General features: G+C 73.9%; 24 protein-coding genes. 8 read left to right on the top strand and 16 right to left on the bottom strand.

Translation table 11 applies throughout. The annotated features are described in order from the left end of the window. Positions 1-18 precede the first annotated feature (18 nt). The 3 genes from ABZ635_RS17720 (at position 19) to ABZ635_RS17710 (ending at position 4,699) form a co-directional block, all read left to right on the top strand. Entirely contained in the window at positions 19-3,012 is a 2,994-nt protein-coding gene (locus ABZ635_RS17720) for an SNF2-related protein (RefSeq protein ID WP_357765993.1), read from the top strand. Next, positions 3,009-3,752, top strand: a complete 744-nt coding sequence (locus ABZ635_RS17715; RefSeq protein ID WP_357765990.1) for an SWIM zinc finger family protein — start codon at positions 3,009-3,011, stop codon at positions 3,750-3,752. The genes ABZ635_RS17720 and ABZ635_RS17715 overlap by 4 nt, the downstream gene beginning before the upstream one ends. A gap of 110 nt (positions 3,753-3,862) precedes the next feature. Next, positions 3,863-4,699, top strand: coding sequence for an SAM-dependent methyltransferase (locus ABZ635_RS17710; protein WP_357765987.1), 837 nt, complete (start codon positions 3,863-3,865; stop codon positions 4,697-4,699). Between the two features lie 18 nt (positions 4,700-4,717). Here the strand turns inward: ABZ635_RS17710 and ABZ635_RS17705 are convergent, their stop codons facing one another. The 8 genes from ABZ635_RS17705 to ABZ635_RS17670 form a co-directional block, all read right to left on the bottom strand. Next, complete coding sequence (locus ABZ635_RS17705; protein ID WP_357765984.1) at positions 4,718-5,554, bottom strand: isocitrate lyase/phosphoenolpyruvate mutase family protein; 837 nt, start codon at positions 5,552-5,554, stop codon at positions 4,718-4,720. A gap of 60 nt (positions 5,555-5,614) precedes the next feature. Beyond that, on the bottom strand, positions 5,615-6,754 hold the full coding sequence (gene pcaD, locus ABZ635_RS17700) for a 3-oxoadipate enol-lactonase (RefSeq protein ID WP_357765981.1): 1,140 nt from the start codon (positions 6,752-6,754) through the stop codon (positions 5,615-5,617). Then, the gene (gene pcaB / locus ABZ635_RS17695; protein ID WP_357765978.1) at positions 6,744-8,117 is read right to left on the bottom strand and encodes a 3-carboxy-cis,cis-muconate cycloisomerase; all 1,374 of its coding nucleotides are present in this window, start codon (positions 8,115-8,117) and stop codon (positions 6,744-6,746) included. The genes pcaD and pcaB overlap by 11 nt, the downstream gene beginning before the upstream one ends. 62 nt (positions 8,118-8,179) lie before the next feature. Then, positions 8,180-8,770 (bottom strand): protocatechuate 3,4-dioxygenase subunit alpha, encoded by a 591-nt coding sequence (gene pcaG / locus ABZ635_RS17690; protein WP_357765975.1) that lies wholly within the window; start codon positions 8,768-8,770, stop codon positions 8,180-8,182. Beyond that, positions 8,767-9,519, bottom strand: a complete 753-nt coding sequence (gene pcaH, locus ABZ635_RS17685; protein ID WP_357765973.1) for a protocatechuate 3,4-dioxygenase subunit beta — start codon at positions 9,517-9,519, stop codon at positions 8,767-8,769. The genes pcaG and pcaH overlap by 4 nt, the downstream gene beginning before the upstream one ends. A gap of 51 nt (positions 9,520-9,570) precedes the next feature. Then, the gene (locus ABZ635_RS17680; protein WP_357765970.1) at positions 9,571-10,746 is read right to left on the bottom strand and encodes a thiolase family protein; all 1,176 of its coding nucleotides are present in this window, start codon (positions 10,744-10,746) and stop codon (positions 9,571-9,573) included. A 37-nt stretch (positions 10,747-10,783) separates the two neighbouring features. Then, the gene (locus ABZ635_RS17675) at positions 10,784-11,539 is read right to left on the bottom strand and encodes a CoA-transferase subunit beta (protein WP_357765967.1); all 756 of its coding nucleotides are present in this window, start codon (positions 11,537-11,539) and stop codon (positions 10,784-10,786) included. Beyond that, positions 11,536-12,402: a CoA-transferase gene (locus tag ABZ635_RS17670; protein ID WP_357765965.1), complete on the bottom strand. Its 867-nt coding sequence runs from the start codon at positions 12,400-12,402 to the stop codon at positions 11,536-11,538. Before ABZ635_RS17670 ends, ABZ635_RS17675 begins: the two co-directional genes overlap by 4 nt. A gap of 177 nt (positions 12,403-12,579) precedes the next feature. Between ABZ635_RS17670 and ABZ635_RS17665 the strand changes: the two genes are divergently transcribed. Continuing rightward, positions 12,580-13,383 (top strand): IclR family transcriptional regulator C-terminal domain-containing protein, encoded by an 804-nt coding sequence (locus tag ABZ635_RS17665; protein WP_357765963.1) that lies wholly within the window; start codon positions 12,580-12,582, stop codon positions 13,381-13,383. Positions 13,384-13,452: 69 nt separating this feature from the next. Here ABZ635_RS17665 and ABZ635_RS17660 read toward each other — a convergent pair whose 3' ends face one another. From ABZ635_RS17660 to ABZ635_RS17640, 5 genes are all read right to left on the bottom strand, one after another. Continuing rightward, positions 13,453-14,841: a tripartite tricarboxylate transporter permease gene (locus ABZ635_RS17660; protein WP_357765960.1), complete on the bottom strand. Its 1,389-nt coding sequence runs from the start codon at positions 14,839-14,841 to the stop codon at positions 13,453-13,455. Beyond that, complete coding sequence (locus ABZ635_RS17655; protein ID WP_357765957.1) at positions 14,838-15,287, bottom strand: hypothetical protein; 450 nt, start codon at positions 15,285-15,287, stop codon at positions 14,838-14,840. Before ABZ635_RS17655 ends, ABZ635_RS17660 begins: the two co-directional genes overlap by 4 nt. Then, positions 15,287-16,555 (bottom strand): hydroxymethylglutaryl-CoA reductase, degradative, encoded by a 1,269-nt coding sequence (locus tag ABZ635_RS17650; RefSeq protein WP_357765954.1) that lies wholly within the window; start codon positions 16,553-16,555, stop codon positions 15,287-15,289. Before ABZ635_RS17650 ends, ABZ635_RS17655 begins: the two co-directional genes overlap by 1 nt. 130 nt (positions 16,556-16,685) lie before the next feature. Next, a complete protein-coding gene (locus ABZ635_RS17645; RefSeq protein ID WP_357765951.1) occupies positions 16,686-18,569 on the bottom strand; it encodes a GAF domain-containing protein in 1,884 nt (627 codons plus the stop codon). Between the two features lie 37 nt (positions 18,570-18,606). Then, positions 18,607-19,155 carry a CGNR zinc finger domain-containing protein gene (locus tag ABZ635_RS17640; RefSeq protein ID WP_357765948.1) on the bottom strand — a complete coding sequence of 183 codons (549 nt, stop codon included), beginning with the start codon at positions 19,153-19,155 and terminating at the stop codon, positions 18,607-18,609. Positions 19,156-19,180: 25 nt separating this feature from the next. On the opposite strand from ABZ635_RS17640, the gene ABZ635_RS17635 reads away from it, so the two are divergent. After that, complete coding sequence (locus ABZ635_RS17635; protein ID WP_357765946.1) at positions 19,181-19,339, top strand: hypothetical protein; 159 nt, start codon at positions 19,181-19,183, stop codon at positions 19,337-19,339. A 42-nt stretch (positions 19,340-19,381) separates the two neighbouring features. Here the strand turns inward: ABZ635_RS17635 and ABZ635_RS17630 are convergent, their stop codons facing one another. Continuing rightward, positions 19,382-19,954 carry a TetR/AcrR family transcriptional regulator gene (locus tag ABZ635_RS17630; RefSeq protein ID WP_357765943.1) on the bottom strand — a complete coding sequence of 191 codons (573 nt, stop codon included), beginning with the start codon at positions 19,952-19,954 and terminating at the stop codon, positions 19,382-19,384. Between the two features lie 112 nt (positions 19,955-20,066). Between ABZ635_RS17630 and ABZ635_RS17625 the strand changes: the two genes are divergently transcribed. After that, entirely contained in the window at positions 20,067-20,936 is an 870-nt protein-coding gene (locus ABZ635_RS17625; RefSeq protein WP_357765940.1) for an NAD(P)H-binding protein, read from the top strand. Positions 20,937-21,061: 125 nt separating this feature from the next. Continuing rightward, complete coding sequence (locus ABZ635_RS17620; RefSeq protein ID WP_357765938.1) at positions 21,062-21,940, top strand: aldo/keto reductase; 879 nt, start codon at positions 21,062-21,064, stop codon at positions 21,938-21,940. Positions 21,941-22,029: 89 nt separating this feature from the next. Here ABZ635_RS17620 and ABZ635_RS17615 read toward each other — a convergent pair whose 3' ends face one another. Then, the gene (locus tag ABZ635_RS17615; RefSeq protein ID WP_357765936.1) at positions 22,030-22,551 is read right to left on the bottom strand and encodes a GNAT family N-acetyltransferase; all 522 of its coding nucleotides are present in this window, start codon (positions 22,549-22,551) and stop codon (positions 22,030-22,032) included. A gap of 220 nt (positions 22,552-22,771) precedes the next feature. Here ABZ635_RS17615 and ABZ635_RS17610 point away from each other — a divergent pair, with 220 nt between their 5' ends. Beyond that, on the top strand, positions 22,772-24,601 hold the full coding sequence (locus ABZ635_RS17610) for a glycoside hydrolase family 13 protein (protein WP_357765934.1): 1,830 nt from the start codon (positions 22,772-22,774) through the stop codon (positions 24,599-24,601). Between the two features lie 36 nt (positions 24,602-24,637). Here ABZ635_RS17610 and ABZ635_RS17605 read toward each other — a convergent pair whose 3' ends face one another. Then, a complete protein-coding gene (locus ABZ635_RS17605) occupies positions 24,638-25,384 on the bottom strand; it encodes a thioesterase domain-containing protein (protein ID WP_357765931.1) in 747 nt (248 codons plus the stop codon). Between the last annotated feature and the right edge of the window lie 104 nt (positions 25,385-25,488).

Raw genomic sequence — 25,488 nt, 5'->3', positions numbered from 1 at the left:
TTCGGTACGGGGGGTGCGGTGCGGGTTCTGCACGGGGTGTGGTCCAGGGACGCGCTGGTGCTGTGGGGCGAGGGCGAGCCGCACGCCCGCCCCCGGGGCCCGCGGGCGGGGGCGCACCCCAGCGCGGCCGGGGTCGAGGAGCTGCGCGCGGTGGCCGCCAAGGCCGGGATCGACCCCGACGCGCCCGCCGCCGTCGCTCCGGTACTGCGGCTGCCGGGGAGCGCGGCGGCCCCCGCCCCCTCCGACACCCCGGACGAGGCCCCCGCCGAGTTCGGCGACTGGTCGGTGCCGGGTCTGGAGCTGTCCGCGGCCGGCGCCCACCTCCTGCTCTCGGCGCTGGGCGACCTCCCCGTGGCGGTCGGCCCGGCCCTGGCCCACCTGCGCGCGGTACACACCCTGGCCGAGCGGCTGGTCCGAGCCGGGTGCGTGCTGCCCGACCTGGTCGGCGACCCGCCCCGGGCGCGGTGGCGGCCCGCGCCCCTGGACACCGCCGAGGAACACCTGGCGGCGCTCACCCGGGCGCTCCCTCCCTCGGCCAAGGCGCACCTGCGCCCGGAGGAACACGGTGACGCGGCCCGCCTGTGCGTACTGGCTCCGCTCGAACTGCTCACCGACGCCGTCGCCCGGAGCCGGTCCGCCCCCGGGCGCGCGGGTCCGCCCGCCGAGGAGGACGCCCCGCCCGCCGCGCGGCTGGCGGCGGCGCTCACCGGCGACCGCGCCGGAGTGGACGCGGGCACCGCGCGAACCCTGCGCGGTCCCCTGCGGGAGTGGCGCTCCCGCGTGCGCGGCGGCGGTCGGGCACAGCTCCTGTTCGTCCTGCGTGAACCCGAGCCCGAGGGACCGCACGGCGGTCCCCGCCCCTGGACCCTGGAGTTCTGGGTGCGCTCCACCACCGACCCCGGCCTGCGCCTGCCGCTGGAGAGGGTGTGGCGGGGCGAGGGAGCCGCGTGGCTCCCGGAGGACGTGGGCACCACCGCCCTGGCCGACCTGCGCGGGGCCGCGCGCCACCTGCCCGGCCTCCACCGCTGTTTGCGCGAGCTCGCCCCGGCCCGGCTGGTCATGGACACCGCACGGGCACAGGACTTCGTGGGCGGGGCCGCCGCCCGGCTCACCTCGGCGGGGTTCGGCGTGGTCCTGCCCGAGTGGAGCGGACGCGCGGCCCTGTCCCTGCGGATGACGGTGCGGGAGGAGCCCCAGCGGCGCGGACGCGGCGGTGTGGGCCCGAACGAGCTCGTTGACGTGTCCTTCGAGGCCCTGCTGGGCGGTCCGGGGTCGCGGGAGCCGCTGGACGGCGCCGAGTTGGAGGAGCTCGCCGAGCTGGCCCGGCTCAAGCGCTCCCTGGTCCAGGTGCGCGGCCGGTGGATGGAGATGGACCCCGAACGGGTCGGGGCCGCCCTGGACCTCATGCGGCGCGGCGGGCGCGTGCCCCGCGAGGCGGCGCTGCGGACCGCGATCGGCGCGGAGCCGACCCCGCTGCCGGTGGCGGACGTGGTGGCGGAGGGGCCGCTGGGGGCGCTGCTGGACGGCGGGGTCGAGGCGGTGCCGCGCCCGATGGGCAGCCCGGCCGGGTTCGAGGGGACGCTCCGCCCCTACCAGGACCGGGGTGCGGCCTGGTTGCGGTTCCTGGGCGAGCTCGGGCTGGGGGCGGTGCTCGCCGACGACATGGGGCTCGGCAAAACCGTGCAGCTGCTGGCGCTGCTCACCGACGAGCGCGCCGGGGGCCCCGCCCCCGGCCCGACCCTGCTGGTGTGCCCGGTGTCGCTGGTCGGCAACTGGCGCAAGGAGGCGGCGCGGTTCGCGCCGGGGCTACGGGTGCACGTCCAGCACGGCCCGGACCGGCCCGGCGGCAACGCGCTCGCCCGGCTCGTGGGCGGCTGCGACCTGGTGGTCACCACCTACGGGGTGGTGGCGCGCGACGCCGAGGAGCTGGCGGGCCTGCCCTGGCACCGGGTGGTCTGCGACGAGGCCCAGGCGCTCAAGAACCACGCCACCCGGCAGGCCCGGGCGGTGCGGTCGCTGCCCGCCGCGACCCGGATCGCCCTCACGGGCACCCCGGTGGAGAACAACCTGGGCGAACTGTGGTCGGTGATGGAGTTCGCCAATCCCGGTCTGCTGGGTACGGCGGCCGGGTTCCAGCGCGCGGTGGGCGCCCGCGCCGAGGCCGAGGAGGGCTCGGGTGAGGGCACGGACCTGGTGCGGCGCCTGACCGGGCCGTTCGTGCTGCGACGGCTCAAGACCGACCGATCCGTCATCGCGGACCTGCCGGACAAGCACGAGATGCGGACCTGGTGCACGCTCACCCCCGAACAGGCCTCCCTGTACAAGGCGGTGGCGGACGACCTGGCCGAGCGGATGGCCGAGGCCGACGAGAAGGAGCGCAGGGGGCTGGTGCTGTCGGCGATGTCACGGCTCAAACAGATCTGCAACCACCCCGCGCAGTTCCTCGGGGACGGTTCGGCGCTGGCGGGGCGTTCGGGCAAGCTCGACCGCCTGGAGTCGATCCTGGGCGAGGCGGTGGCCGAGGGTGACAAGGCGCTGTGCTTCACGCAGTACGCGCGTTGGGGCGAACGGTTGGCCCCCTACCTGCGCTCGCGACTGGGGGTGCCCGTGCTGTGGCTGCACGGCGGCACCTCCCGCGCGGAGCGCGAGCGGATGACCGAGCACTTCCAGACGGTGGCGGGACCAGTGGTGTTCCTGCTCTCGCTCAAGGCGGCCGGGACCGGTTTGAACCTGACCGCGGCCAACCACGTGGTGCACGTGGACCGCTGGTGGAACCCCGCGGTGGAGAACCAGGCCACCGACCGGGCCTTCCGGATCGGCCAGCGCCGGAACGTACAGGTGCGCAAGCTGGTGTGCGTGGGCACCGTCGAGGAGCGGGTGGACGAGATGATCGAGCGCAAGAGCGTGCTGGCGGACGGCGCCGTGGCCACCGGGGAGGGCTGGCTGGGCGGATTGTCGGTGGAGGACCTGCGCGAGGTGGTGCGGCTGGCGCCCGAGGCGGTGTCGGGGTGAGCTGGGCGGAGCTGGTGCGCGACGCCCTGGGCCTCACCGGGGGCGGGGGCGGAGCGGTGGAGCGGCTCACGGTGGGCCCCGGTGAGGTCGGCGCGCGGACGCGGGGGCACGAGGTGAGCCTGATCCGGACCGTGTGGCCGGACCGCGAGTGGGAGAGGGCGGGCGCCGCGCTGGCCTCGCAGCCGCTGTTCCGTGCCCGTGTGCTCTCCGGTGAGCTGCCGGGGGCCGTGGCGCGGGTGTTCGCGCTGCTCGGCCTGGACCTGGTACCGGACGGCTGGGGCGACCTGGTCGCGACGTGCTCGTGCGACCACTGGCAGGGCCGGTGCGCACACGTGCTCGCGGTGGCCGACGCCCTGGCGGCCGAGGCCGATCGGGACCCCTTCGCCCTGGCCCGCTGGGCGGGCCGGGAGCGGCGCGCGCTGGTGGAACTCGTGCGTTCCTCGCCCACCGGTTCCCCGGCCCCTTCGAGTGAGGGAACGGAGTTCACCGGTGGCGGGGCCGAAGACCATTCCCGTGAACGGTGGGAAACGGGAAACGACGTTTTCGCCGCACAGGCACAAACGGCGTCCCCCCTTTCTCCGGCGGGATTTTGGGCCTTCCCCGTGATGCCCGCGCCACCAGCGCTGCCGGACGGTGCCGGGGATCGTGTCAGGGCCGCGGCGCCAGGGCATGTCGCCGACCACCTGCCCGGTTTCGACCGTTCCGCGAAGGGCCGCTCGGAGACCGGCGAAGGGCTCTGAGGCAACGCGTCGACCTTCTTACGGAAAACGCCGGTGGGGGCGCCCGGTCACGGTTACGATTCGCCTGGAGACGACCCCGCACGACGAGTCCTGATTGGTACCTCTCTCTTATGGCCGATCGCTTCCCTCCGCACATCGACATGGACACCCCGAGCATCGCGCGGATGTACGACTACCTGCTCGGCGGAAAGGACAACTTCGAAGCGGACCGCAAGGCGTGCGAGGCGCTGGCCGAGCACATGCCCGAGCTCGTCGCCTGCGCCAACGACAACCGGGCCTTCCTCGGCCGCGCCGTGGACCACGTCGTCTCCACCGGGGTGGACCAGTTCCTCGACCTCGGCGCGGGTCTGCCCACCACGGAGAACACCCATCAGGTCGCCCAGCGCACCAACCCGGCCGCGCGTGTGCTCTACGTCGACAACGACCCCATCGTGCTCGCCCACGGCCGCGCGCTCCTGGGCGACAGCGGGACGACCGCCTTCCTGATGTCCGACGTCCGCGACACCGACGACATCCTCGCCTCCCCCGAGGCCGCCAAGCTGATCGACCTCGACCGACCGGTCTGCGTCATGCTGGTCTCCGTGCTGCACTGCCTGCCGGACGAGAGCGACCCCTTCGGGCTGGTGCGTTCCCTCATGGACCGGGTCGCCCCCGGTTCCGCCGTCATCTACTCGCACGTGGTCTCCGACGACCCGGCGGCCGCCGCCTGGATGAACGGCATGATGGCGGAGTTCGGCACGTCCTGGGGCCGGGTGCGCACCCCCGAGGAGGCCGCCAGCGCGTTCGCGGGCCTGGCACCGGTCAGCCCCTGGGTGGACGGGAGGGACGAAGGCCCCCCGGCGGTGGACTGCGCCAGCTGGCGCCACCCCGACCACGACCCTCGTCCCCGCCCGCTCGACGCCGACGTCAAGCGGTGGGAGACGGCCGGGGTGGCCTTCAAGCTCTGACCCCGACGCCGCCCCCGCTCACAGCAGGTCGTCGATCTCCGACATGGAGGTCGCCGACGACATCCGCCCGAAGGTTCCCCGCTCCGCGACCTCGCCCGCGGCCGCCAGCGCTCCGGCCAACGCCGACCTCGACAGCCCCGAACCCAGGCTGATCCGCCGGGCTCCCAGGGCCCCCAGCTCGGCCACGGACATCCGGGCGGCCGCCCCGGCGGCGAGCACGTTGACCGGTCGCCCCACCGAGGAGCACACGGCGCGGACGGCGTCGGCGTCCGGCAGCCCCGGGGCGAACAGAACGTCGGCCCCGGCCTCCTCGAAGGCCCGCAGTCGGCGGATGGTGTCGTCGAGGTCGGGGCGGCCGTACAGGAAGTTCTCCGCCCGAGCGGTGAGCGTGAACGGGAAGGGCAGGGTCCGGGCCGCCTCCACGGCCGCCCGGACCCGGTCCACCGCCAGCGCGAGGTCGTGGACCGGCGCGTCGGGGTCGGCCGTGGAGTCCTCGACGGAGCCGCCGACGACCCCCGTGGCACCGGCCTCCACGACGGTGCGGGCCACCTCGTCGGGAGTGGCGCCGAACCCGTTCTCCAGGTCCGCCGACACCGGCAGGTCGGTGGCGGCGGCGATCTGCCCGGCGTTGTGCAGGGTCTCCTCACGCGAGACCAGCCCGGCGCCGTCCCTGCGGCCCAGGGAGTGCGCGAGACCGGCGCTGGTGGTGGCCAGGGCGGCGAACCCGAGCCCGCCCAGGAGCCGGGCGGACCCGGCGTCCCAGGCGTTGGCGATCACGAAGGGCTCCGGCCCGCGGTGCAGTGCGCGAAGTCGTTCGGCACGCCTGGTCACGTCCTGTGCGGTGTGGTCGTCCATGCCGCTCGTTGTACACCGGCCCGACGACAGAACGGCGTCGGCGCGCACGCGGACCCGAGGTCAGTCAACGGCGTCCTCGTCGAGGACCTCCTGGGCGATCGCGAACGCCTTGTTGGCGGCCGGGACCCCGCAGTAGACGGCCGCCTGGAGGAAGACCTCGCCGATCTCGTCCGGGGTGAGCCCGTTGCGGCGGGCGGCCCGCACGTGCATGGCCAGCTCGCCCCAGTGCCCCTTGGCCACCAGGGCGGTGAGCACCATGCAGCTGCGGGTGCGCCGGTCCAGGCCGGGGCGGGTCCACACCTCGCCCCAGGCGTAGCGGGTGATGAGGTCCTGGAAGGGTTCGGTGAAGGCGGTGGTGCGGGCCCGGGCCCGGTCCACGTGGGCGTCGCCGAGCACGCTCCGGCGCACCAGGGTTCCGGCGCCCCGTCGGTCGGCCTCGGCCAGGTGCTGGGTGATGAGCGTGTTGACACGGGGCGCGTGCGACCACGACAACAGGTGGGCGGCTCCCTCCAGCACCACCAACCGCGCACCGGGCACCAGCTCGGCGATGAGCGCGCCGTGCTCGCCGGGCGGGGTGGAGGGGTCGTCGGCCCCGGCCACGACCAGGGTGGGGGCGGTGACGCGGTGCAGGTCGTCGCGGACGTCGTGCCCCTCGATGGCACCGCAGCAGCCCGCGTACCCCTCGTCGGGGGTGGCCACGATCTGGTCGCGCAGGACCGTCACGTCATGGGGGTGCTCGGCGGCGTAGCCGGGGGTGAACCAGCGCTCCACGACCGCGTCGGCCAGCGCGGCGGTGCCCGCGTCGCGGGCCAGCGCGGCCCGGTCGCGCCAGGTGCTCGCCGGACCCATGTGGGGCGAGGTCGCCAACAGGACCAGGCTTCCGACGCGCTCGGGGGCGTGGACCGCCAGCCACTGCCCGACCATCCCCCCGATGGACAGGCCCACGAAGTGGGCGCGTGCGACACCCAGCCGGTCGAGCAGGGCCAGGACGTCCCCGCCGAGGTCGGCCATGCTGTAGGGCCCCTCGGGGGCGGGTGAGCGCCCGTGCCCGCGCAGGTCCACGCGGATCACCCGGAAGACGGCGGAGAGCGCGTCGACCTGCGGCTCCCACATCCGCCCGGTGGTGCCGAGCGATCCGGCCAGCACCAGCGGCGGCGCATCGGCCGGTCCGCTCACGTCGTGGTGGAGGTCAACGCTCATCGGTTCCTTCTTCGTTGTCGTCGGGGTCCGTCCGGCCGGTCCTACCCGTGACCCGGTCGGTGAACACCGGTGCGGCGCCGAGGTAGTCGGCCGGGTCGAGCAGGGCGGCGATCCGGTCGCGGGTGCGCCGTCCGTCCAGGTGTTCGGCGAGGACGGTGACGGGGTCGCGGCCCTCGTCCGACGCGGCCCGGCACGCGTCGGTGACGCGCCGGTGGGCCTCCAGTCGGCCGAGTTCGGGGGTGAGGTCGGCGGTGAGGCGCTCGGTGAGCGCCAGGCCGCCGGTGAGGCGGAGGTTGGCGGCCATGCGGTCGGGGTGCACGCGCAGCCGCGCGGTGCTCACCCGCAGCCAGGAGGCGGCGGAGCCGGTACGCCGGAGCAGGTCGGTCAGGGGCAGCCACTCGGCGTGCCAGGCCCCGGCGGCGCGCTGGTGCTCCTGGATCTGCGCCGCGAACAGGGCGGCCACCAGACCGGGCACCTGCCGCGCGGCGGCCAGGGCGCTGACGGCCGCGACCGGATTGCGTTTGTGCGGCATGGTGGAGGAACCCCCGGTTCCGCTCCCGCCCTCCTCGGTGACCTCGCCGACCTCGGTCTGGGCGAGGAGGACGACGTCCTGGGCGACCTTCCCGGCCGCGCCGCCCACCCGTCCGAGGACGGCGGCGACCTCGGTGATCCGTCCGCGATCGGTGTGCCACGGCAGGCGGGGTTCGGGGAGGTCGAGCCGGGCGGCGAACGCGGCGGCAACGGCGGGTCCGTGCGGGTGCAGGGAGGCCAGGGTGCCCACGGCGCCGCCGAGTTGCGCGGCCAGGCGGTGGTCCAGTACCTCGCCGAGACGCTCGTCGGCGTCGGACAGCCCGGCCGCCCACCCGGCGGCGACGGCGCCGAAGGTGGTGGGCAGCGCCTGCTGGAGCAGGGTGCGTCCGGCCATGGGCGTGGCTCGGTGGCGGTCGGCCAGGTCGCGCAGCTCCTCGGTGAGGCCGGCCAGTTCGGCGCGTAGGGCGTGACCGGCCCGGCGGACCAGGAGCATCGCCGCGGTGTCCATGACGTCCTGGCTGGTGGCGCCCTGGTGGACATGGCGCGCGGCCTCGGGGTCGCGCTCCCGCACGTGCGCGGTGAGCCGTTGGACGAGCGGGATGACGGGATTGCCTCCGCCGGCGGCGGCCCGGCCCAGTTCGGCCGGGTCGTGGCGGTCGGCGGCGCATGCGGCGGCGATGCCCTCGGCGCGGGTGGACGCGATGAGCCCGGTGTCGGCGAGGGCGCGTGCCAGGGCGGCCTCGGTGTCGAGCAGGGCCCGCAGCCACGCGGTGTCGTCGGTGAGCGGTGCGAGGGGGCCGTGGTTGAGGACACCGTCGAACAGGCCGGTCATGGGTGGTCCCTCACTGGTCGGGCGGGCCGGTGGCCCGGCGGGGCCGGCGGGTCGGGCGCGGGTCACACGTCGAAGAAGACGGTCTCGCCCTCTCCCTGGAGGCGGATGTCGAAACGGTAGCCGTCCTCCTCGCGGACGGAGACCAGGGTGGCGCGGGCGGCCGGGTCGCCGATGGAGTTCAGCACCGGGTCGGCCGCGTTGGAGGTCTCCTCATCGGGAAAGTACAGGCGGGTGACGACGCGGTGCAGCATGCCGCGCGCGAAGACGGAGACGTCGACATGGGGTGCCTGCTCCCCGGTGGGCCCGGGGACGGGCCCTGGCTTGAGGGTGAGGACCTCGTAGGCACCGGCGGCGTCGGTGGGGCAGCGACCGAAGCCGCGGAAGCCGGGTAGGGAGCGCGCCCCGCGCGGGTCGTCGGGGTGGTCGAAGCGGCCGTCGGGGTCGGCCTGCCAGGTCTCGACGAGCGCGTCGGTGACCGGGGCACCCGCGCCGTCGTAGACGGTGCCGCGCAGCCGGACGGCACCGGGTGTGCCCTCGGCCACGGCGAGGGGGCCGTCCGGCCAGGGCAGTCCGATGTGCAGGTAGGGGCCGACCGTCTGGGACGGGGTGGTGGGTACCCCGGGTTCGGTGGCAGGTGTGGGGCGGGTGCTCATTCGTCGTCCTCCAGGACCTCTTCCTCGGACTCGAACGGGGTCTGTTCCCGTCCGCGCAGCACGATGTCCCACTGGTAGGCCAGGGCCCACTCCGGCTGGGTGGCGTCGTGGTCGTAGCGGGCCAGCATGCGGGCGCGGGCCCGCTCGTCGGGGACCGACTGCCACATGGGGTCCTGGAAGAACAGGGGGTCGTCGGGGAAGTACATCTGGGTGACCAGGCGCTGGGTGAAGGCCCGACCGAACAGTGAGAAGTGGATGTGTGCGGGGCGCCAGGCGTTCTGGTGGTTCTTCCAGGGGTAGGCCCCGGGACGTACGGTGACGAACCGGTAGCGGCCCTCTGCGTCGGTGAGGGTCCGGCCGACGCCGGTGAAGTTCGGGTCGAGCGGGGCGGGCCAGGTGTCCCCGGTGTGGCGGTAGCGTCCGGCGGCGTTGGCCTGCCACACCTCCACGAGGGTGTGCGGGACGGCGCGGCCGTCGCTGTCGCGCACCTGGCCGTGCACGATGACGCGCTGCCCCTGGGGCTCGCCCTCGTGCTGGCGGGTGAGGTCGTGGTCGTGGTCGCCGAGCCGGTCCTGCCCGAGGACGGGGGAGGTGATCTCGGTGAGGGTGTGCGGTAGCAGGGTGAGCGGGCGCCGGGGGTGGCGCAGGGCGGTGCTCCGGTATCCGGGATAGTCCAGCGGCGGGTGGGAGCCGTGGTCGCGGACGTAGCCGGGCACGTGGAGCCCGGTGCCGTCGGAGGTGGTGGACATGCGGTCCTTCCTTTCGGAGCGGGCCCCGGTGGGCGGCGGCGCCCGGGGGCTTCAGGCGTGCAGCACGACGGCGATCCCCTGGCCGACCCCGACGCACAGGGCGGCCAGGCCCCATCCTCCCCCACGTCGGCGCAGCTCGTGGGCGAGCGAGCCGACCAGGCGGGCGCCGGAGGCGCCGAGCGGGTGGCCGAGGGCGATGGCGCCGCCGTGGGGGTTGACGATCGCCGGGTCCAGCGCCGGCCAGGCGCGCAGACACACCAGCGCCTGGGCGGCGAAGGCCTCGTTGAGTTCGACGGCGGTCAGGTCGCCCCAGCCGATTCCGGCGCGCTGGAGCGCGATCTCGGCGGCGCGGACCGGACCGACCCCGAACACGTCGGGGTCCACCCCGGCCACGCCCCGGCTGACCAGCCGGGCCAGGGGTTCCAGGCCGGTGGCGCGGACGGCGGCGTCGTCGCCCAGGAGGAGGGCGGCGGCACCGTCGCTGAGGGGAGAGGCGTTGCCCGCGGTGATGGTGCCGTCGTCGCTGAAGGCGGGCTTGAGGGCGGCGAGCTGTTCACGCGAGGTGTCGCGGATGCCCTCGTCGCGGTCCAGGTGGGCTCCCTCGACCTGGACGGTCTCGGCGTCGAACACACCGTCGGCCCAGGCTCGGGCGGCCTTCTCGTGGCTGGCCAGGGCGAACGCGTCCTGGTCGGCGCGGTCGACGCCGTGCCGTCCCGCGAGCCCCTCGGTGCTCTCTCCGAGGGAGACCGTCCACCTCCGTGGCATGCGCGGGTTGACCATGCGCCAGCCCAGGGTGGTGGAGTGCAGGGTCGCGTCGGTGGCGGGGAAGCCCCGGGCGGGTTTGGGCAGCACCCAGGGGGCTCTGCTCATGGATTCCACTCCCCCGGCCAGGACCAGCGAGGCGTCGCCGGTCTGGACGGCGCGGGCCCCCTGGACGGCGGCCTCCATACCGGACCCGCAGAGGCGGTTGACGGTGGCCCCGGGGACGCTGGTGGGGAGCCCCGCCAGGAGGGAGGCCATGCGGGCGACGTTGCGGTTCTCCTCGCCCGCGCCGTTGGCGTTGCCGAACAGCACCTCGTCGACGGCCGCGGGTTCCAGGCGGGGGGCGCGTTCGACGAGCGCGCCGACGACGCGGGCGGCCAGGTCGTCGGGGCGGGTCCCGGCGAGGGCTCCGCCGTACCTGCCGAAGGGGGTGCGGACGGCGTCGAGCACGTGGACTGCGGTCACCGGGGCCTCCAGGGTGGGGTGGGTCCGTCGGGGCGGTTCAGGCCGCGCCGGTCAGGGAGCGGACGACGGCGAGCTCGGTGTCGGTGGGGGCGGGGGTGCGCGCGAGGTCGTCGGAGACGCGCAGGTCCCAGCCGGTGGCCTCGCGCACGGTGGCGACCTCCACTCCGGGGTGCAGGCCCACGAGGGTGAGTTCGCGGGTGCGGGGGTCGGGTTCGAGGACTCCGAGGTCGGTGATGACCCGGACGGGTCCGGAGCCGGTCAGGCCGAGCCGTTCGCGGTCGCCGGGCCCCGACCCGTGGCCGACCGAGGTCACGAAGTCGACCCTCTCGACGAACGCGCGGCTGTTGTGGCGCATGATGACGATGACCTCGCGGCAGGAGGCGGCGATCTCGGGGGCGCCCCCCGCCCCGGGCAGTCGCACCCGTGGTGCGTCGTAGTCGCCGATGACGGTGGTGTTGATGTTGGCGTACCGGTCGATCTGGGCGGCGCCGAGGAACCCGGCGTCGATGCGTCCGGCCTGGAGCCAGTAGTTGAAGACCTCGGGAACCGACACCACGGTGTCGGCGGTGTCGGCCAGGACGCCGTCGCCGATGGACAGCGGCAGGTGGTCGGGCGCGGCGCCCAGGGTCCCGGACTCGTAGATCATCCACAGGTCGGGGGCGTGCGTGCGGCTGGCCACGTTGGCCGCGGTGCTCGGCAGGCCGATGCCGACGAAGCAGGCCATCCCGTCGCGCAGCGAGCGCGCCGCGGTGACGGTCATGATCTCGTCGGACGTCCAGGTCACGGTGGTCACGCGCCTCTCCCTACGGGTCGGGGGTCGGCACCGGGGTCGGTGGGCGCCGAGGGGGTCTGGGGGGCGGTGCCGCAGGTGAGGTCGGCGAGCCAGGCGGTGAAGGCGTCCCGGTCGCGCCCGATCGCGTCCCAGGCGCGGTAGGCGGCGTTGTCCCGCTCGTAGTAGCCGTGCGCGTAGGAGGGCGCGGCGCCGCCGGGAGCGACGCTGACGGCGTCGACGACCCGGCTGGGCAGGATCACCTGCCCGGGGACGGGGTCGAGGGCGTCCACGACCTCCTCCACAGTGACCAGGACGCGCGTGGAGGCCAGGGCGGCCTCCTTCTGGATGCCGGTGATGCCCCACAGCTGGACGTTGCCTCGGGTGTCGGCCCGCTGGGCGTGGATGACGGCGACGTCGGGGTTGAGGGCGGGGACCGCGGCCAGCTCCTGTCCGGTGAAGGGACAGGTGACGGCCCGGATGTGGTCGTTGTGCTCGACGAGGTCGGTGCCGCTGTATCCGCGCAGCACCGCGAAGGGGAGCCCGGAGGCGCCGGCGACGTAGCGGTTGGCCATCCCGGCGTGGCTGTGTTCCTCGATCTCCAGGGGGGCGGGCCAGCCGTGGGTGACCGCGTCGCGGAAGCGGTGCAGGGAGCCCACACCGGGGTTGCCGCCCCAGGAGAAGACCAGTCGGCGGGCGCACCCGGCGCCGATGAGCTGGTCGTAGACGATGTCGGGCGTCATGCGGACCAGGGTGAGGTCCCGCAGGCCCTGGCGGATGATCTCGTGCCCGGCGGCCACGGGGATGAGGTGGGTGAACCCCTCCAGGGCGACGGTGTCGCCGTCGTGGATGAGCTGCCGGACCGCCTCGTCCAGGGGCACGGCCATGGTGACCCTCCCGTTCGTATAGCGAATTAATGTTCACACTGCGAACAACTGGGTATGACGGTAGCGCCGATCACAGGACGGGTCAAGGTTCGGCCCCCCTGTTCGGTATGAGAACATCGCGGTGACCGTGACCCCGCGCCGCGCGAACGTGCCCCCGTACCCGAACCGGAAGGCCCCATGACCACCGAAGACGCCCCCGAACGCGGCGCCCACTTCGTGCAGTCCCTGGAGCGGGGACTCATGGTCGTCCGCGCCTTCTCGGCCGAGCGCCCCGCCATGACCCTCAGCGAGGTGGCCCGCGCCACCGACCTCACCCGCGCCGCGGCCCGGCGCTTCCTGTTGACCCTGGTGGACCTCGGGTACGTGCGCACCGACGGCCGGATGTTCGCGCTGACCCCGCGCGTACTCGAGCTCGGATACGCCTACGTGGCCTCCGCCGGACTGCCCGACGTGGCCCAACCGCACCTGGAGGACCTCTCCGCCCGGGTGCGCGAGTCGGCCTCGGTGTCGGTCCTGGACGGCGACGACGTCCTCTACGTCGCGCGCGTGGCCACCTCGCGCATCATGGCCGTGTCCATCGCCGTCGGCACCCGCTTCCCCGCCTCCACCACCTCGATGGGCCGCGTGCTGCTCGCCGGGTACGGCGACGACGAACTCGACGCCTACCTGGGGCGGGTCACCCTGAGGCCGCTGACCCGGTTCACCCTCACCGACCCCGCCGACCTGCGGGCCGAGATCCTGCGGGTGCGCGAACAGGGGTACGCGATCGTCGACCAGGAGCTGGAGGAGGGCCTGCGCTCACTGGCCGCGCCGGTCCGCGACGCCGACGGGCGGGTCATCGCCGCGACCAACGTCTCCGCGCACGCCAACCGCTCCTCCATCGACGACGTGCGCCGCGACCTGCTCCCCGCCCTCCTGGAGACCACCGCGCGCATCGAGGCCGACCTGGCCTCCGTCGCCCGCCGCGACACCGCGCGCTGACCCCGGACACGGCTGCGCGGCCCGACCAGGACGGGGTCGGGCCGCGCGGCGTCCTCGGGTGGGGGCGGCTCAGGCCGCCAGGGCGAGCAGCTGGGGCACAGTCAGGACCGCGACGTAGAAGCCCATGAACTGCACGCCGCTGTGCATGTTGAACATCTTTCCGAAGAGACCTCCGACCAGGCCCACGGTCAGGGTCACGCCCACCGCGAGCAGGCCGCCCTCGTACAGGCAGATCACCAGGATCAGCCCGGCGAAGGCGCCGATGATCGCCTCGTGCGAGATCCGGCGCATGACGAACGAGGCCGCCCGGTGCGCGTAGGTCATCGCGAACGGGTAGGCGATCACCGAGGCGATGACCACGCCCAGCAGACCGTAGACCAGGAACTCACCGCTGGACAGCAGGTCGTGCAGGTTGTGGGTCTCCCCGGTCTCGGTGTTGACGGTGTGCACCGGCGGGGCGTTGAACAGCGGCGCGGCCGGGCCCGCGGCCATCGGGGAGAGCGGCAGACCCAGCGCGATCAGCGGAATCAGCGTCTCGGCGATGTAGGTGGACTCGGTGGTGCCGTTGCGCACCGACATCACGGTGGTGAGCCGGTGGTACCCGTTCTTGATCCGGGCACCGACGATCTCGCCCATGAGGACCGTCATGGCCACCGGGGAGAACACGAACGTCGCGCTGGAGACTCCGGCGGCGGCGCTCGTGTACGCGACCTGTTTGCGGTCCAGTACCTTGAGCGGGTTGGGCAGCCGCCCGGACCAGGTCCGGGTGTCGGGTGCCAGGTCGAAGCGGCGACGCGCCCGGCGCCGCAGCGCGTCCCGGCCCGAGGGAGCCAGCGACAGGAACAGGTCCGCGATGAGCGGCCCCGTGGCGATGCCGAGGAAGAAGCTGATGGTCAGCGTCCCCCCGGTGGTCTGGGACACGAAGGCCTGCATGCCCACGACCAGTAGAACGAACGGCACCAGGGCGAGCACCGCTGCCAGCTTGCCCTTCGAGGTGTAGGCGATCAGGACCGCCGCGACCACGAAGATCCACGGCGCCGCCTCGCCGATGGCGTCGGCGAAGGGACTCAACGCCCAGGCGAAGAGCACGGCCAGGGGCACCGACAGGAAGGCGGCGATCACACCGCCCGAGATCGCCTTGCGCAGGGCGATGTGCGGCACCCCGAGCTCACGGAGCAGTTGGGCGTCCCTGAGCATGGGGACGGCCAGGGTGTCGCCGGGGATGCCCAGCAGGGCCGTGGGGATGGCGTGGGTGATGTGCTTGGCGACGATCCCCGCCATGAAGAAGGTGAACACGCCGGCGGGCGGGACGCCGAGCAGCACCACCAGCAGGGTCAGCGGCGCGATGGTGGCCGTCTCGTCCGTGTAGGACGCGAGGCCGATGAAGGCGAAGACCACGGCGCCGATCAGGCCCATGCCCAGGGCCCAGGAGGCGTCGGTCAGCAGTTCGGGACTCACGGTTCTCGCTCCTCGCCGCGGCGCCGGTGCTGCGCCAGCAGGTCGTCGAAGAGTCCGAGCGCGCGCAGTTCCCTCCGCACGGGTTCGGACAGTTCGGTGGGGTCGCCGAGCGGGCCGTAGTCGGCCTCGACGGCGTCCATCGCGGCCCGCCTGCTCTGCTCGGTGGGCGCGTGCTCGGTGACCACGCGCTTGGGCGGGAACAGCAGGGCTCCGCCGAACCCGGCCAGCAGACAGCCGACCAGGCCGACCAGGAGCGCGTAGGTCCCCGCGACGGTGGCGTCGTCGACCAGCCGGGAGAACAACAGCTCCGAGCCCAGGTACAGGGGCACGGTCACGCCGACTCCCAGGGCGATCGCCCAGACGGTGTGGCGGGAGTCGACGGTGTCGCCCCAGATCTCCAGGAGGCGGCCGCCGTCCTCCTCCCGATCCGTCGTCGGTTCGGTCATCATCGTCCCCTCAGCTGGTCGAGGACGGCCTCGGCACGGTCCTGCCGGATGGCCTTCTCCTGGATGAGCACCGCCACGACGCGGTCCACCTCGTCGCCGCGGGCTCCCGCGGTGACGGCGATGTTCCTGGCGTGCAGCGACATGTGGCCGCGCTGGATGCCCTCTCCCGCGAGGGCCCGCACGGCCGCGATGTTCTGGGCCAGCCCCACGGCGGTGACGAGTTCGCCGAGCGCGGTGGCGTCGGTGATCCCGGTGAGCGCCACAGCGGCCTGGGCGGCCGGGTGGGTGCGGGTCGCGCCGCCGACCAGGCCCACCGGGGTCGGCAGTTCCAGGGTGGCCACGACGTTGCCGTCCGTGTCGCGCTCGAAGGTCGACAGCGAGGTGTAGCGCCCCTCGGCGTCGACAGCGTGGGAGTGCGCCCCGGCCTCCACGGCCCTGGTGTCGTTGCCGGTGGCCAGCACGACCGCGGAAACGCCGTTCATGATGCCCTTGTTGTGGGTGGCGGCACGGTAGGGATCGGCGGCGGCCAGGCGGTAGGCGTGGACCATGTCGGTGGCGACGGCCTCGCCGCCGAGCGCCTCGGTGTCCAGGACGGCCCGGGCGCGGCTGAGCCGCAGGTCGGCCTTGTTGGTGAGGATGCGCAGCACGGGGCGCCCCCCGGCGATCCCGGCCAGGCGCGGTGCCACGGCCTCCGCCATCGTGTTGACCGCGTTGGCGCCCATGGCGTCGCGTACGTCGACGACCAGGTGGGCCACCACGTAGGTCTCGTCGAAGGCGCGGACGGTGCGCACGGTGAGGTCGCGCACCCCTCCGCCGACCTCGACGAGCCGGGGGTCCTGGGCGTTGGCCAGGGCGACGAGCTCGTCCCGGGCCTCCAGGACGCGCAGCCGGGCGGACTCGGGGTCGGTCACGTCGACGACCTGGACCTGTGCCTGCATGACCGGCCCGGTCGAGCTGGTGTGGAAACCGCCCCGGACACGGGCGATGCGGGCGGCGTTGCTGGCGGCCGCCACCACGGAGGGCTCCTCCGTGGCCATCGGCACCAGGACGTCGTGCCCGTTGACGGTGAAGTTGGTGGCGACCCCGACCGGGACGCCCATGACGCCGACGGCGTTCTCGATCATGTGGTCGGCGGCGGCCACGCTCAGACCGTGCTGGTCGAGGGCGTCGAACACGGTCTCGTCCAGACCGGCCGCGGAGGCCAGGCGCGTGCGCCGCTCCGCCACGGTGAGGGATCGGAGACCGGACAACCTGCTGGTGTGCACCACGTGTGGATTCACTCCTGAGGGAAAGGGCGCCCCCGGTGTGGGGTACGTCACTTGAGGATTGGTCCATCCAAGCAGCGCCGTTCACCCCGGCGACATGTCCGAAACGGACAGGAAACACGGGCTCGACGTGTCACTTTCCGTTCTGTCTGAGCAGGTGGAGGCGGGTGGCGACGGTGACCCGGAACAGTGATTCGGCCGACCTCCAGTCCTCGCCCAGGAGCGAGGTCACCCGCTCCAACCGCTGTTTGACGGTGTTGGGGTGGACGTAGAGGACCCGCGCGGCCCGGGTCACGCTCCCACCGCTCCCGGCGAGCGCGGTGATGGTGCCGGTCAGGTCGGAGTGGTGCCGGGCGTCCCACTCCACGACGGGGCCGATCACCCGGTCCACGAAGGCGAGCGCGCGGCCGCCGTCGGTGCCGAACATCGCCAGGTAGGGGGCGTAGTCGTCCACCTCGTGGGCTCCCTCGCACACGCCCAGGGAGGGCAGGAAGGCGGCGCACTCCCAGGCCTCGGCGAGCACGGCGGGCAGGCCGGGGAGGTCGGGGACGGCGGCGCCCACCGCCAGGGCGGGGGCGTCCGTGACCGCACCGACCCGCTGGGCCACCAGGGTGGCGGCCGAGGTGGGGTCCCGACCGGGGACGAGGACGCTGACGCCCTCGCCCTGCGGTGCGGACATCCACCCCGGGTGGACGGCCAGGGCGCGGTGCAGGGCGTGCCGGTGGCGGTCGGGGACGGGGACGACGACCACGGTCCAGGGCTGGTCGAGGACGATGCCGCGTGCCGAGGCCCGGCGGCGGAGGGTGTCGGTGTCGGCCGCGCCGGAGAACAGGTCGAGGGCGAGCTCTCCGCGCACCCGCTCCTCGGCATGGGTGACGGCCTCGCTCTGCATGGTGAGCAGGGCGAGGATCTGCCCGCAGCGTTCGACGGTGCGGCGCTCCACGTCGCTCAGCGGTCCGTCGCCCTCCCCCACGAGCAGGAGCCCCAGCAGGTCGGACCCGGCCGAGACCGCGACCACCACCTCCGGTCCGGGGCCCTCCACCCGGGCGCAGTGCCCCGACTCACGACTGCGCGCCAGGGCCCGCGCGACCCCGGGGGCGAGCCGCCCGCCCGGCCACCACCCCTCCGAGGCCCCGCGGGTACGGGTGACCGGGCGCAGGTCGCGGTCGGCGATGGCGACCGGACGGCTCAGGGACTCCGCCAGGGTGAGGGCCACCTCGTGCGGGCCGTGGCCGGACAGGACCAGCGCGGTCAGCCGTTCGTGCACGCGCGCCGCGGCGTTCATGGCCTCGGCGTGCCGTTCGGCCCGGTCGGCGGCCTCCGTGGCGGCGGCGAAGAGGCGGGCCGTGTGGAGGATGACCGCCGCCTGGTCGGCGAAGGCCGAGAGCAGGGCGATCTCCTCTCGGGCGAAGGGACGGGAGGCGCGGTCGGCGGCGAACAGGACTCCGAGGATCTCCCCGTTGGCGGACATCGGCACGCCGACGAGGGAGCGCAACTGTTCTTCGGCGATGGCGGCGTCGATCCCGGGGTCGCGGTCGAAGTCGTCGCGTTCCCCGTAGTCCGAGGTCCACTGCGGCGCGTTGGCGCGCACGACGCGGCTGGCGATCCCGGCCCCGGCGGGCACGCGCAGGCCCGGGAAGCGGGGAGAGACGGTGCCGCGGCTGGCCCGGACGAAGAGTTCGTCGGTGTCCTTGTCGTAGACCGACAAGTAGGTGACGTCGGTGCCGACAAGGTCGTGCGCGCGGTCGACCAGCCTCCTGAGCAAGGGCTCGACGTCCCTGACCTCGACCAGGTCGCGGGTGCTGGCGATCAGTGCCGAGAGTTCGCCCTCGCGGCGGCTGAGGCGGCGCAGGCGCGCGGACAGCTCCCTGATCCGGTCCACCAGGGCGGCGTCGACGGCGCCCAGGAGACCGGTGACGTCCTGGGCGGAGGGGTGACGGCCCTCCGCCAGCCGAGCCAGCAGGTCCATGAGGGCGCGCTGGCTGCTCGCGTCGAGGCGCGGGAGACCTTCTTCCATCGCACCAGTCTCACATCCTCGCTGGTCGGGCGGGGGCTCAGGGTGTGGCGTCGGCCCCCTCCCCGTGCTCGGCGGACCGGGCCCGGTGGCGTCGGACGGCGTCGCGGTTGCCGCACGCGGGCGAGCAGTAGCGCTGTCGGCCGTTGCGGGAGAAGTCGGCGTACACGAGCGCGCAGCCGCCCGCGGCGCACCGCCCCAGGCGGTGCATGCCCCGGCCGGTCAGGTGCAGGGCGGTGCCGACCGCGATCAGGGACGCGATCTGCCGGTGGGCGGGCAGGTCGTCGGGGCGGTAGTGCAGGTGCCAGCCGGTCCCCGCGTGGTTGGTGAGCCTCGGCGGCCCCGAGTACTCGGTGAGCAGGTCGTTGAGGCGCGTGGCCCGGCTCCGCGGGTCGGCGCTGTCGACGACGGCCGCCCACCCGTCGAGGAAGGAGCGGACCCGGGCGAGGTCGTCGCGCCCCACCGGGCGCTCCAGCAGGAATCCGGCCTGCGCACAGCGTCGTTCGAGGTCGGCGGTGTCGGCGCAGGGGCGGTTGGCCAGATCCACCGCCAGGGTGAGCGGACCCTGTCCGTAAGGGTTGAGATGCATAATGCCATTACATCAGACTGGGGCCATGACCGAACACGAACACCGCTGGACCACCGACTCCACCCACACGACCAGCGAGGGCGTGGTCATCTACCAGCGCTGCCGCTGCGGCGAGCACCGCGTGGCGCTGGCCGCGCCCACCCTCCAGGCGCGCGCGGCCGCCCCCGCCGGGCGCGGCCGCTGAACGGCCGCCCCCACGCCGACCCCGCCTCCGGCCCCCGCCCCCTCAGGCGCCGACCCCCCGCTCCAGGACGCGCACGACAGCGGGAGTCACCGCGTGCCGCGGCATCCGCCCGCGACCGACCTGCTCGAGACCGGTGAAGATCAGCGCCCACAGGACCTGGACCACCCAGGCGGGGTCGGCCTCGGGGTCGAAGACCCCCTCCTCCTGACCCCGGCGCACCAGGTCCGTGAGGATCTCCGGTTCGGGGTCGGCGGCGTCGGGCGCGTCGTCGAAGACCTCGTTGGCGGTGTCACCGAAGGCGAACACCACCCAGTCGCCCACCTCCACGTGCGCGGCGACCACCCGGCGCAGGGCCTGCGCCGCGGGCCCCTCCTGTGCGCGCGCCTCGTCCATCACCCGGCCGATCTCCGACAGCGCCTCCTCGTAGGTGGCGGCCAACAACACGTCGCGGTCCGGGAAGTAGCGGTGCAGCGTACTGCGCCCCACCCGCGCCCTCTCGGCCACCTCCGAGAGCGGCGCGGCGCGGTCGTGTGCCAGGACGGCGGCGGCCGCGCGCAGGATCGCCCCCCGGGTCCGGGCGCGCACCCCCGTCCTCGGGTTCTCGGTGCTCGTCATGGCGCCAACCTATCGGCCGCACCAGAAAGGGATGCCACAACCCTTTTATGAGACACTGGTGTCCCATTATGATTCCAAGGAGTTCCATATCCCCCACGGAAAGGACCCTGCCATGCGCGTCCTGGTGACCGGAGCCAGCGGAACCGTCGGCTCCCTGGTGGTCCCGCGCCTCCTCGAACGCGGCGCCGCCGTCCGTGCGCTCAGCCGCGACCCCGCCCGCCGCGTCTTCCCCGAGGGGGTCGAGCCCGTCGCGGGCGACCTGGAGGCCCCCACGACCCTGGACGGCGTCTTCGACGGCGTCGACGCGGTCATGCTCTACCCCCACCCCGAGACCGCCGAGGAGGTGGTGCGGCGGGCCCGCGCCGCCGGAGTGTGGCGGATCGTCCTGATGTCCTCCGCCTCGGTCGAGACCGATCCCGGCGCCGACACCGACCACAACTACGGGCACCTGCACCACCGCCCCGTGGAGGAGGCGGTCGAGCGCTCCGGCCTGGAGTGGACCCACCTGCGCGGGGGCGAGTTCATGGTCAACGACCTCGACTCGCTCCCCGACTCCGTCCGCTCCGAGGGTGTGGTGCGCGCCCCCCGGGGTGACGAACCCGCCGCACCCGTGCACGAGGCCGACATGGCGGACGTCGCGGCGGCCGCGCTGGTGGAGGGGGGACACCACGGCCGGGCGTACGTGATCACCGGCCCCGAGCCCGTCACCCCGGCCGAGCGCACCGCCGTGATCTCCCGCGCCCTGGGCCGCGAGATCACCTTCGTACCGCTCACCCTGGCCCAGGCGCGGGAGCTGTGGCTCGCGCGAGGGGTCCCTCCCGAGCTCTGCGACTGGCTGTTGTGGGAACCCGCGACGGACGAGGAGACGGGCACCGGCTCCGACCCTCAGGAGTGCGTGTCCCCCGACTACGAGCGGGTCATGGGGCGCCCCGGTCGCACCTACGCCCGGTGGGTCGCCGACCACCTCGACGCCTTCCGGTAGCGGCACGCCTCTCCCCCCTGCCCCGGGGACGGGCGGCGACACGGGGGCCGCGGACACGGCCGTGTCCGCGCCGACCTGGCAGCATGGCACGCACCCGGCCGCCGTGCCGCAGAAGGAGGAACACCGTGACCGACGCCCACAGCACACCCCCCGTCGCGGAGCGGGCGGGCACGCTCCTCCTCGGAGGGGACCTGCCCGTCCACCGCCTCGGATTCGGGGCCATGCGCATCGTCGGCGAGGGCGTGTGGGGACCGCCCCGCGACCGGGAGGAGGCCCTGGCCGTCCTGCGCCGCGCCGTCGAGCTGGGCGTGGACTTCATCGACACCGCCGACTCCTACGGCCCCCAGATCAGCGAACAGTTGATCCGCGAGGCGCTCCACCCGTACCCCGAGGGCCTGGTCATCGGCACCAAGGCCGGGTTCGTCCGCACCGGGCCCGCGCAGTGGCACCGGCTGGGCCGCCCGGAGTACCTGCGCCAGCAGGTCGAGCTGAGCCTGCGCCACCTGGGGGTGGAGCGCATCGACCTCATGCAGCTGCACCGGATCGACCCCGAGGTGCCCCTGGCCGACCAGTTGGGCGCGCTCGCCGAACTCCGGAGTGAAGGCAAGATCCGGCACATCGGGCTGAGCGAGGTGAGCGTGGACGAGCTGTCGGCGGCCCGCGCGATCACGCCGGTCGCGTCGGTGCAGAACCAGTACGCGCCGTCCTTCCGCCAGTCCGAGGACGTCCTCGAACAGTGCGAGCGGGACGGGATCGCCTTCCTGCCGTGGGCGCCGGTGGGCCGGGGCGAGATGGCGGCGGCCGACTCCCCGCTCGCCGGGCTCGCCGCCCGCCACGGGGTGAGCCCCGTCCAGCTGGCGCTGGCCTGGCTGCTGCACCGCTCCCCCGTGATGGTGCCGATCCCCGGGACCTCACGGGTGGCGCACCTGGAGGAGAACACGGCCGCGGCCGCGATGCGGCTGTCGGAGGAGGAGGTCGATCGGATCAGCCAGCTCCTGTCCTGACGGGCGGCCCTCCCGCGCCGCCCGCACGGGCGCGGCCCAGCGGAGCCGAACTCCGACGGGCCGCGCCGGGGCCTTCCACGCGCCACGGATCAACCGGGACGCATGCGGAACACCTGGAGTCGCATGTCGTAGTACTTCTCGGTCTCGCCGACCCACTCCATGCCGAGCCTGCGGGCCACGGCGAGCGCGCGCTCGTTGTGGGGGCGGGCGACCGCGAACACCTCCTCGATCCCCTGTTGGAACGCCCAGTCGATGATGGCGCGGCTCGCCTCGGTGGCGTAGCCCCGCCCCCACACGTCCGGGCGCAGCGCCCAGGACAGCTCGAAGTCCTCCTCGAACGGCGGAAGAAGCTTCAGGGAGAGCCCTCCCACCAGTTGGCCGTCCTGCCTGTCGACGATCGCCCAGCGCCCCGCGGGTGGGATGAGGTTCGGCCCCGCCTCGATCCACGCGTGGAGCACCGAGCGCATCGCGCTGATGTCGGTCACCGGGCGCCACTCCGGTGTCAGCCAGTGCGCGACCTCCTCGGCCCCGTAGATCTGGAGGGCCGCGTCGGCATCGCCCAGCTCCCACTCCCTGATCAGGAGTCTTTCGGTTGGCAGCTCAAGGCTCATGCACCCACGGTAACTCGGAAGGGTGCGGCGGGACAGGGGGGCGGAGGCGCGGACTCGCCCGGTTCGCGCCCCGCGTGGGTGCCTGATGCCGGGAGGCGCTGGGGGAACGCACCACGTGCCTCACCACGCCCGCAAGAAGAGCGCGTAAAAACTTTCTCACCAATGACGTTTTCTTGCCATGATGTGACGTGAAATTTCCTTACCGCTCCTGGAGTCCCACATGCTCTTCAGCCACGACCCCCACCACGACGGCTCACCCGACTACGTGAGCCTCGACGGGGGCCGCGCGCGACTCCGGGTCCGGGTGCCCGGCGGCGCCGACTCCGTCTACGCGTACGTGGTCGAGGACGGTGAGGCGGGCCTGGTCGAGGCCGCGCTGGAGCGCTCGGAACACGGTGTGGACTGGTACGCCGTGGAGATCCCCCTCCAGCCCGTGGCCACCCCCTACCGCTTCGCGATCGTGCGCGACCGCCGCTACACGTGGCTCAACCAGGCGGGCGCCCACGACCACGAGGTCACCGACGACGCCGACTTCCGTCTGGTGAACGCCCCCGAACCGCCCTCCTGGGTACCCGCCACCACCCTCTACCAGGTCTTCCCCGACCGCTTCGCCCGCGACGACGACTCGGTGGAACCCCTCGCCGACCACCCCGCGTGGGCGGTCCCCCGCGCCTGGGACGACGAGCCCTCCGGATTCGGACCCGACGCTCCCGGCGAGTACTACGGAGGCACGCTGGAGGGAGTGCGCCGCCACCTGGACCACCTGGTGTCGGTGGGCGCCGAGGTGGTGTACCTGACCCCGTTCTTCCCGGCCCGTTCCACGCACCGCTACGACGCCTCCGACTTCGACAGGGTGGACCCGCTGCTGGGCGGGGACGAGGCCCTGGCCGCACTGGTCCGCGAGGCGCACGCGCGGGGACTGCGGGTGATGGGCGACCTCACCACCAACCACACCGGTGACGAGCACGTCTGGTTCCGGGCGGCCCAGGCCGACCCCGGTTCGGAGGAGGCCGGCTACTACTACTTCGAGGAGCATCCCGACTCCTACGTGAGTTGGCTGGGCGTACGGTCTCTGCCCAAGCTCGACTACTCCTCGAAGGCCCTGCGCGAACGCGTGTACGGTGCGCACGACTCGGTCCTGGTGGACCGCCTGCGCGGCGAGGACGGCCTGGACGGATGGCGCGTCGACGTGGCGAACATGACCGGCCGGCTCGGCGCCCAGGACCTCAACCACGAGGTGTCCGGCGAGATCGCCGCCCGGATGCGCGAGGCGGCGCCGGACGCGTGGCTGCTGGCCGAGCACTTCTACGACGCCGGGCCCGACACCCGCCACGACGGCTGGCACGGCGTGATGAACTACGCGGGGTTCACCCGGCCGGTGTGGGCCTGGCTGAACACCGGCCCGGAGGGGGTCCGCTTCGCGGCGACCCACACGTCGGCCCCGCTGCCCCGCAGCGGCGCCGCCGAGGCCGTTCGCGCGATGCGGGTCACCAACGCCGGGCTGCCCTGGCGGGTGCGCACCCACAGCGTCAACGCCCTGAGCACCCACGACTCGGCGCGGTTTCGCACGGTGACGGGCGATCCGCTGCTCCAGGCGGTGGGGGTGGCCGCCCAGGCCGCGCTTCCGGGTGTGCCGTTCGTGTTCGCGGGTGACGAGATCGGCCTGGAGGGGCGCGACGGGGAGAACTCCCGGCGCACGATGCCCTGGCACCGTCCCGGGGACTGGGACCGCCGGGTGCTGGACTCCCACCGTCGTCTGCTCGCCCTGCACCGGGGCCTGCCCGCGCTCCACGGCGGGGGCCTGCGCTGGTTGGACGCGGGCGAGCACCACATGACGTTCCTGAGGACACTCGGTGAGCAGGTGGTGCTGGTGCACCTGACGGACGGCCCGCACGAGGAGCGCACGGCCTCCGAGGTCGAGCTGGACGCGAGAGGTCTGGAGGTCGTGGAGAGCGACGGCGGGGTCCGGGCCCGGTTGGGGGGCGGGGTGGCGCTGTCCGCGGACGGCCCCGGCTACGTGTTCGCGGTCGGGACGCGTTCGGGGGGCTGACGCCCCTCCCGCTCCTGGGGTGGGGCGCCCGGGCACTCACCCCAGGAGCGGCTCCACGTCCCTGGTAATACGGGCGACCACGTCGGCGGTGCGCCCGGAGAAGTAGAAGTGGTCTCCGGGCAGGGTGTGGTGGGTGAGGCCGCCCTCGACGTGGTCGACCCATCCGGCGAGGCGCCGGGGGGTCATGCCACGGTCGTCGGCTCCCCCGAAGACCGACACCGGGACCCGCAGGGGCGGGGTGCGGGGGTCGGGGCTCCAGGTGTCGACCAGCTCCAGGTCGGCGCGGACGAGCGGTTCCACGGTCGACCACAGGTCGGGGTCGTCCAGAGCGCGGCGGGGGGTGCCGCCCATGCGGGCGATGGTCTCCCGTAGGCGGTCCTCGGAGACCAGGTGGCGGGGCTTGGTCCGTTCGGGACCGGGGGCGGGGCTCCACGCCGAGGCGCCGAGCCAGCGCGGCGGGGTCCCGTCACCGGCGAGGCGCAGGGTGAGCTCGTAGGCGACCAGGGCCCCCATGCTGTGCCCGAAGAGGCCGAAGGGGAGGTCGAGCTCGGGGCGGACCACCTCGTGCATACGCGCGGCCAGGTCCCGGGCGTCGCGCAGCGGCGGCTGGTCGGCGCTGTGGACCCGGCCCGGCGCGTCGAGCAGGCAGATCTCCCAGTCCGGGGGGAAGTGGCGCACCCAGCCCCGGTAGCCCAGGTGGGAGCCGCCCGCGTGGTGGAGGACGAAGAGCCGGAATCGACCGCCGGGAACGGGCCTGAGCCGGTTCAGCGCTCCCTCGTGCACGACTCCCCCACCTTTCTACTCTCGAGTAACCCAGCGAACCTACCAGTCGGTAATAGACGTTGGGCAACTCGGAGCACCCGCACCGCTCCCGCGCGTGAGCACCG

Source organism: Nocardiopsis sp. NPDC007018, from assembly GCF_040635075.1.
In the GTDB taxonomy this organism is placed as follows: Bacteria; Actinomycetota; Actinomycetes; order Streptosporangiales; family Streptosporangiaceae; genus Nocardiopsis.
This window is presented reverse-complemented; position numbering and strand designations above follow the sequence as displayed.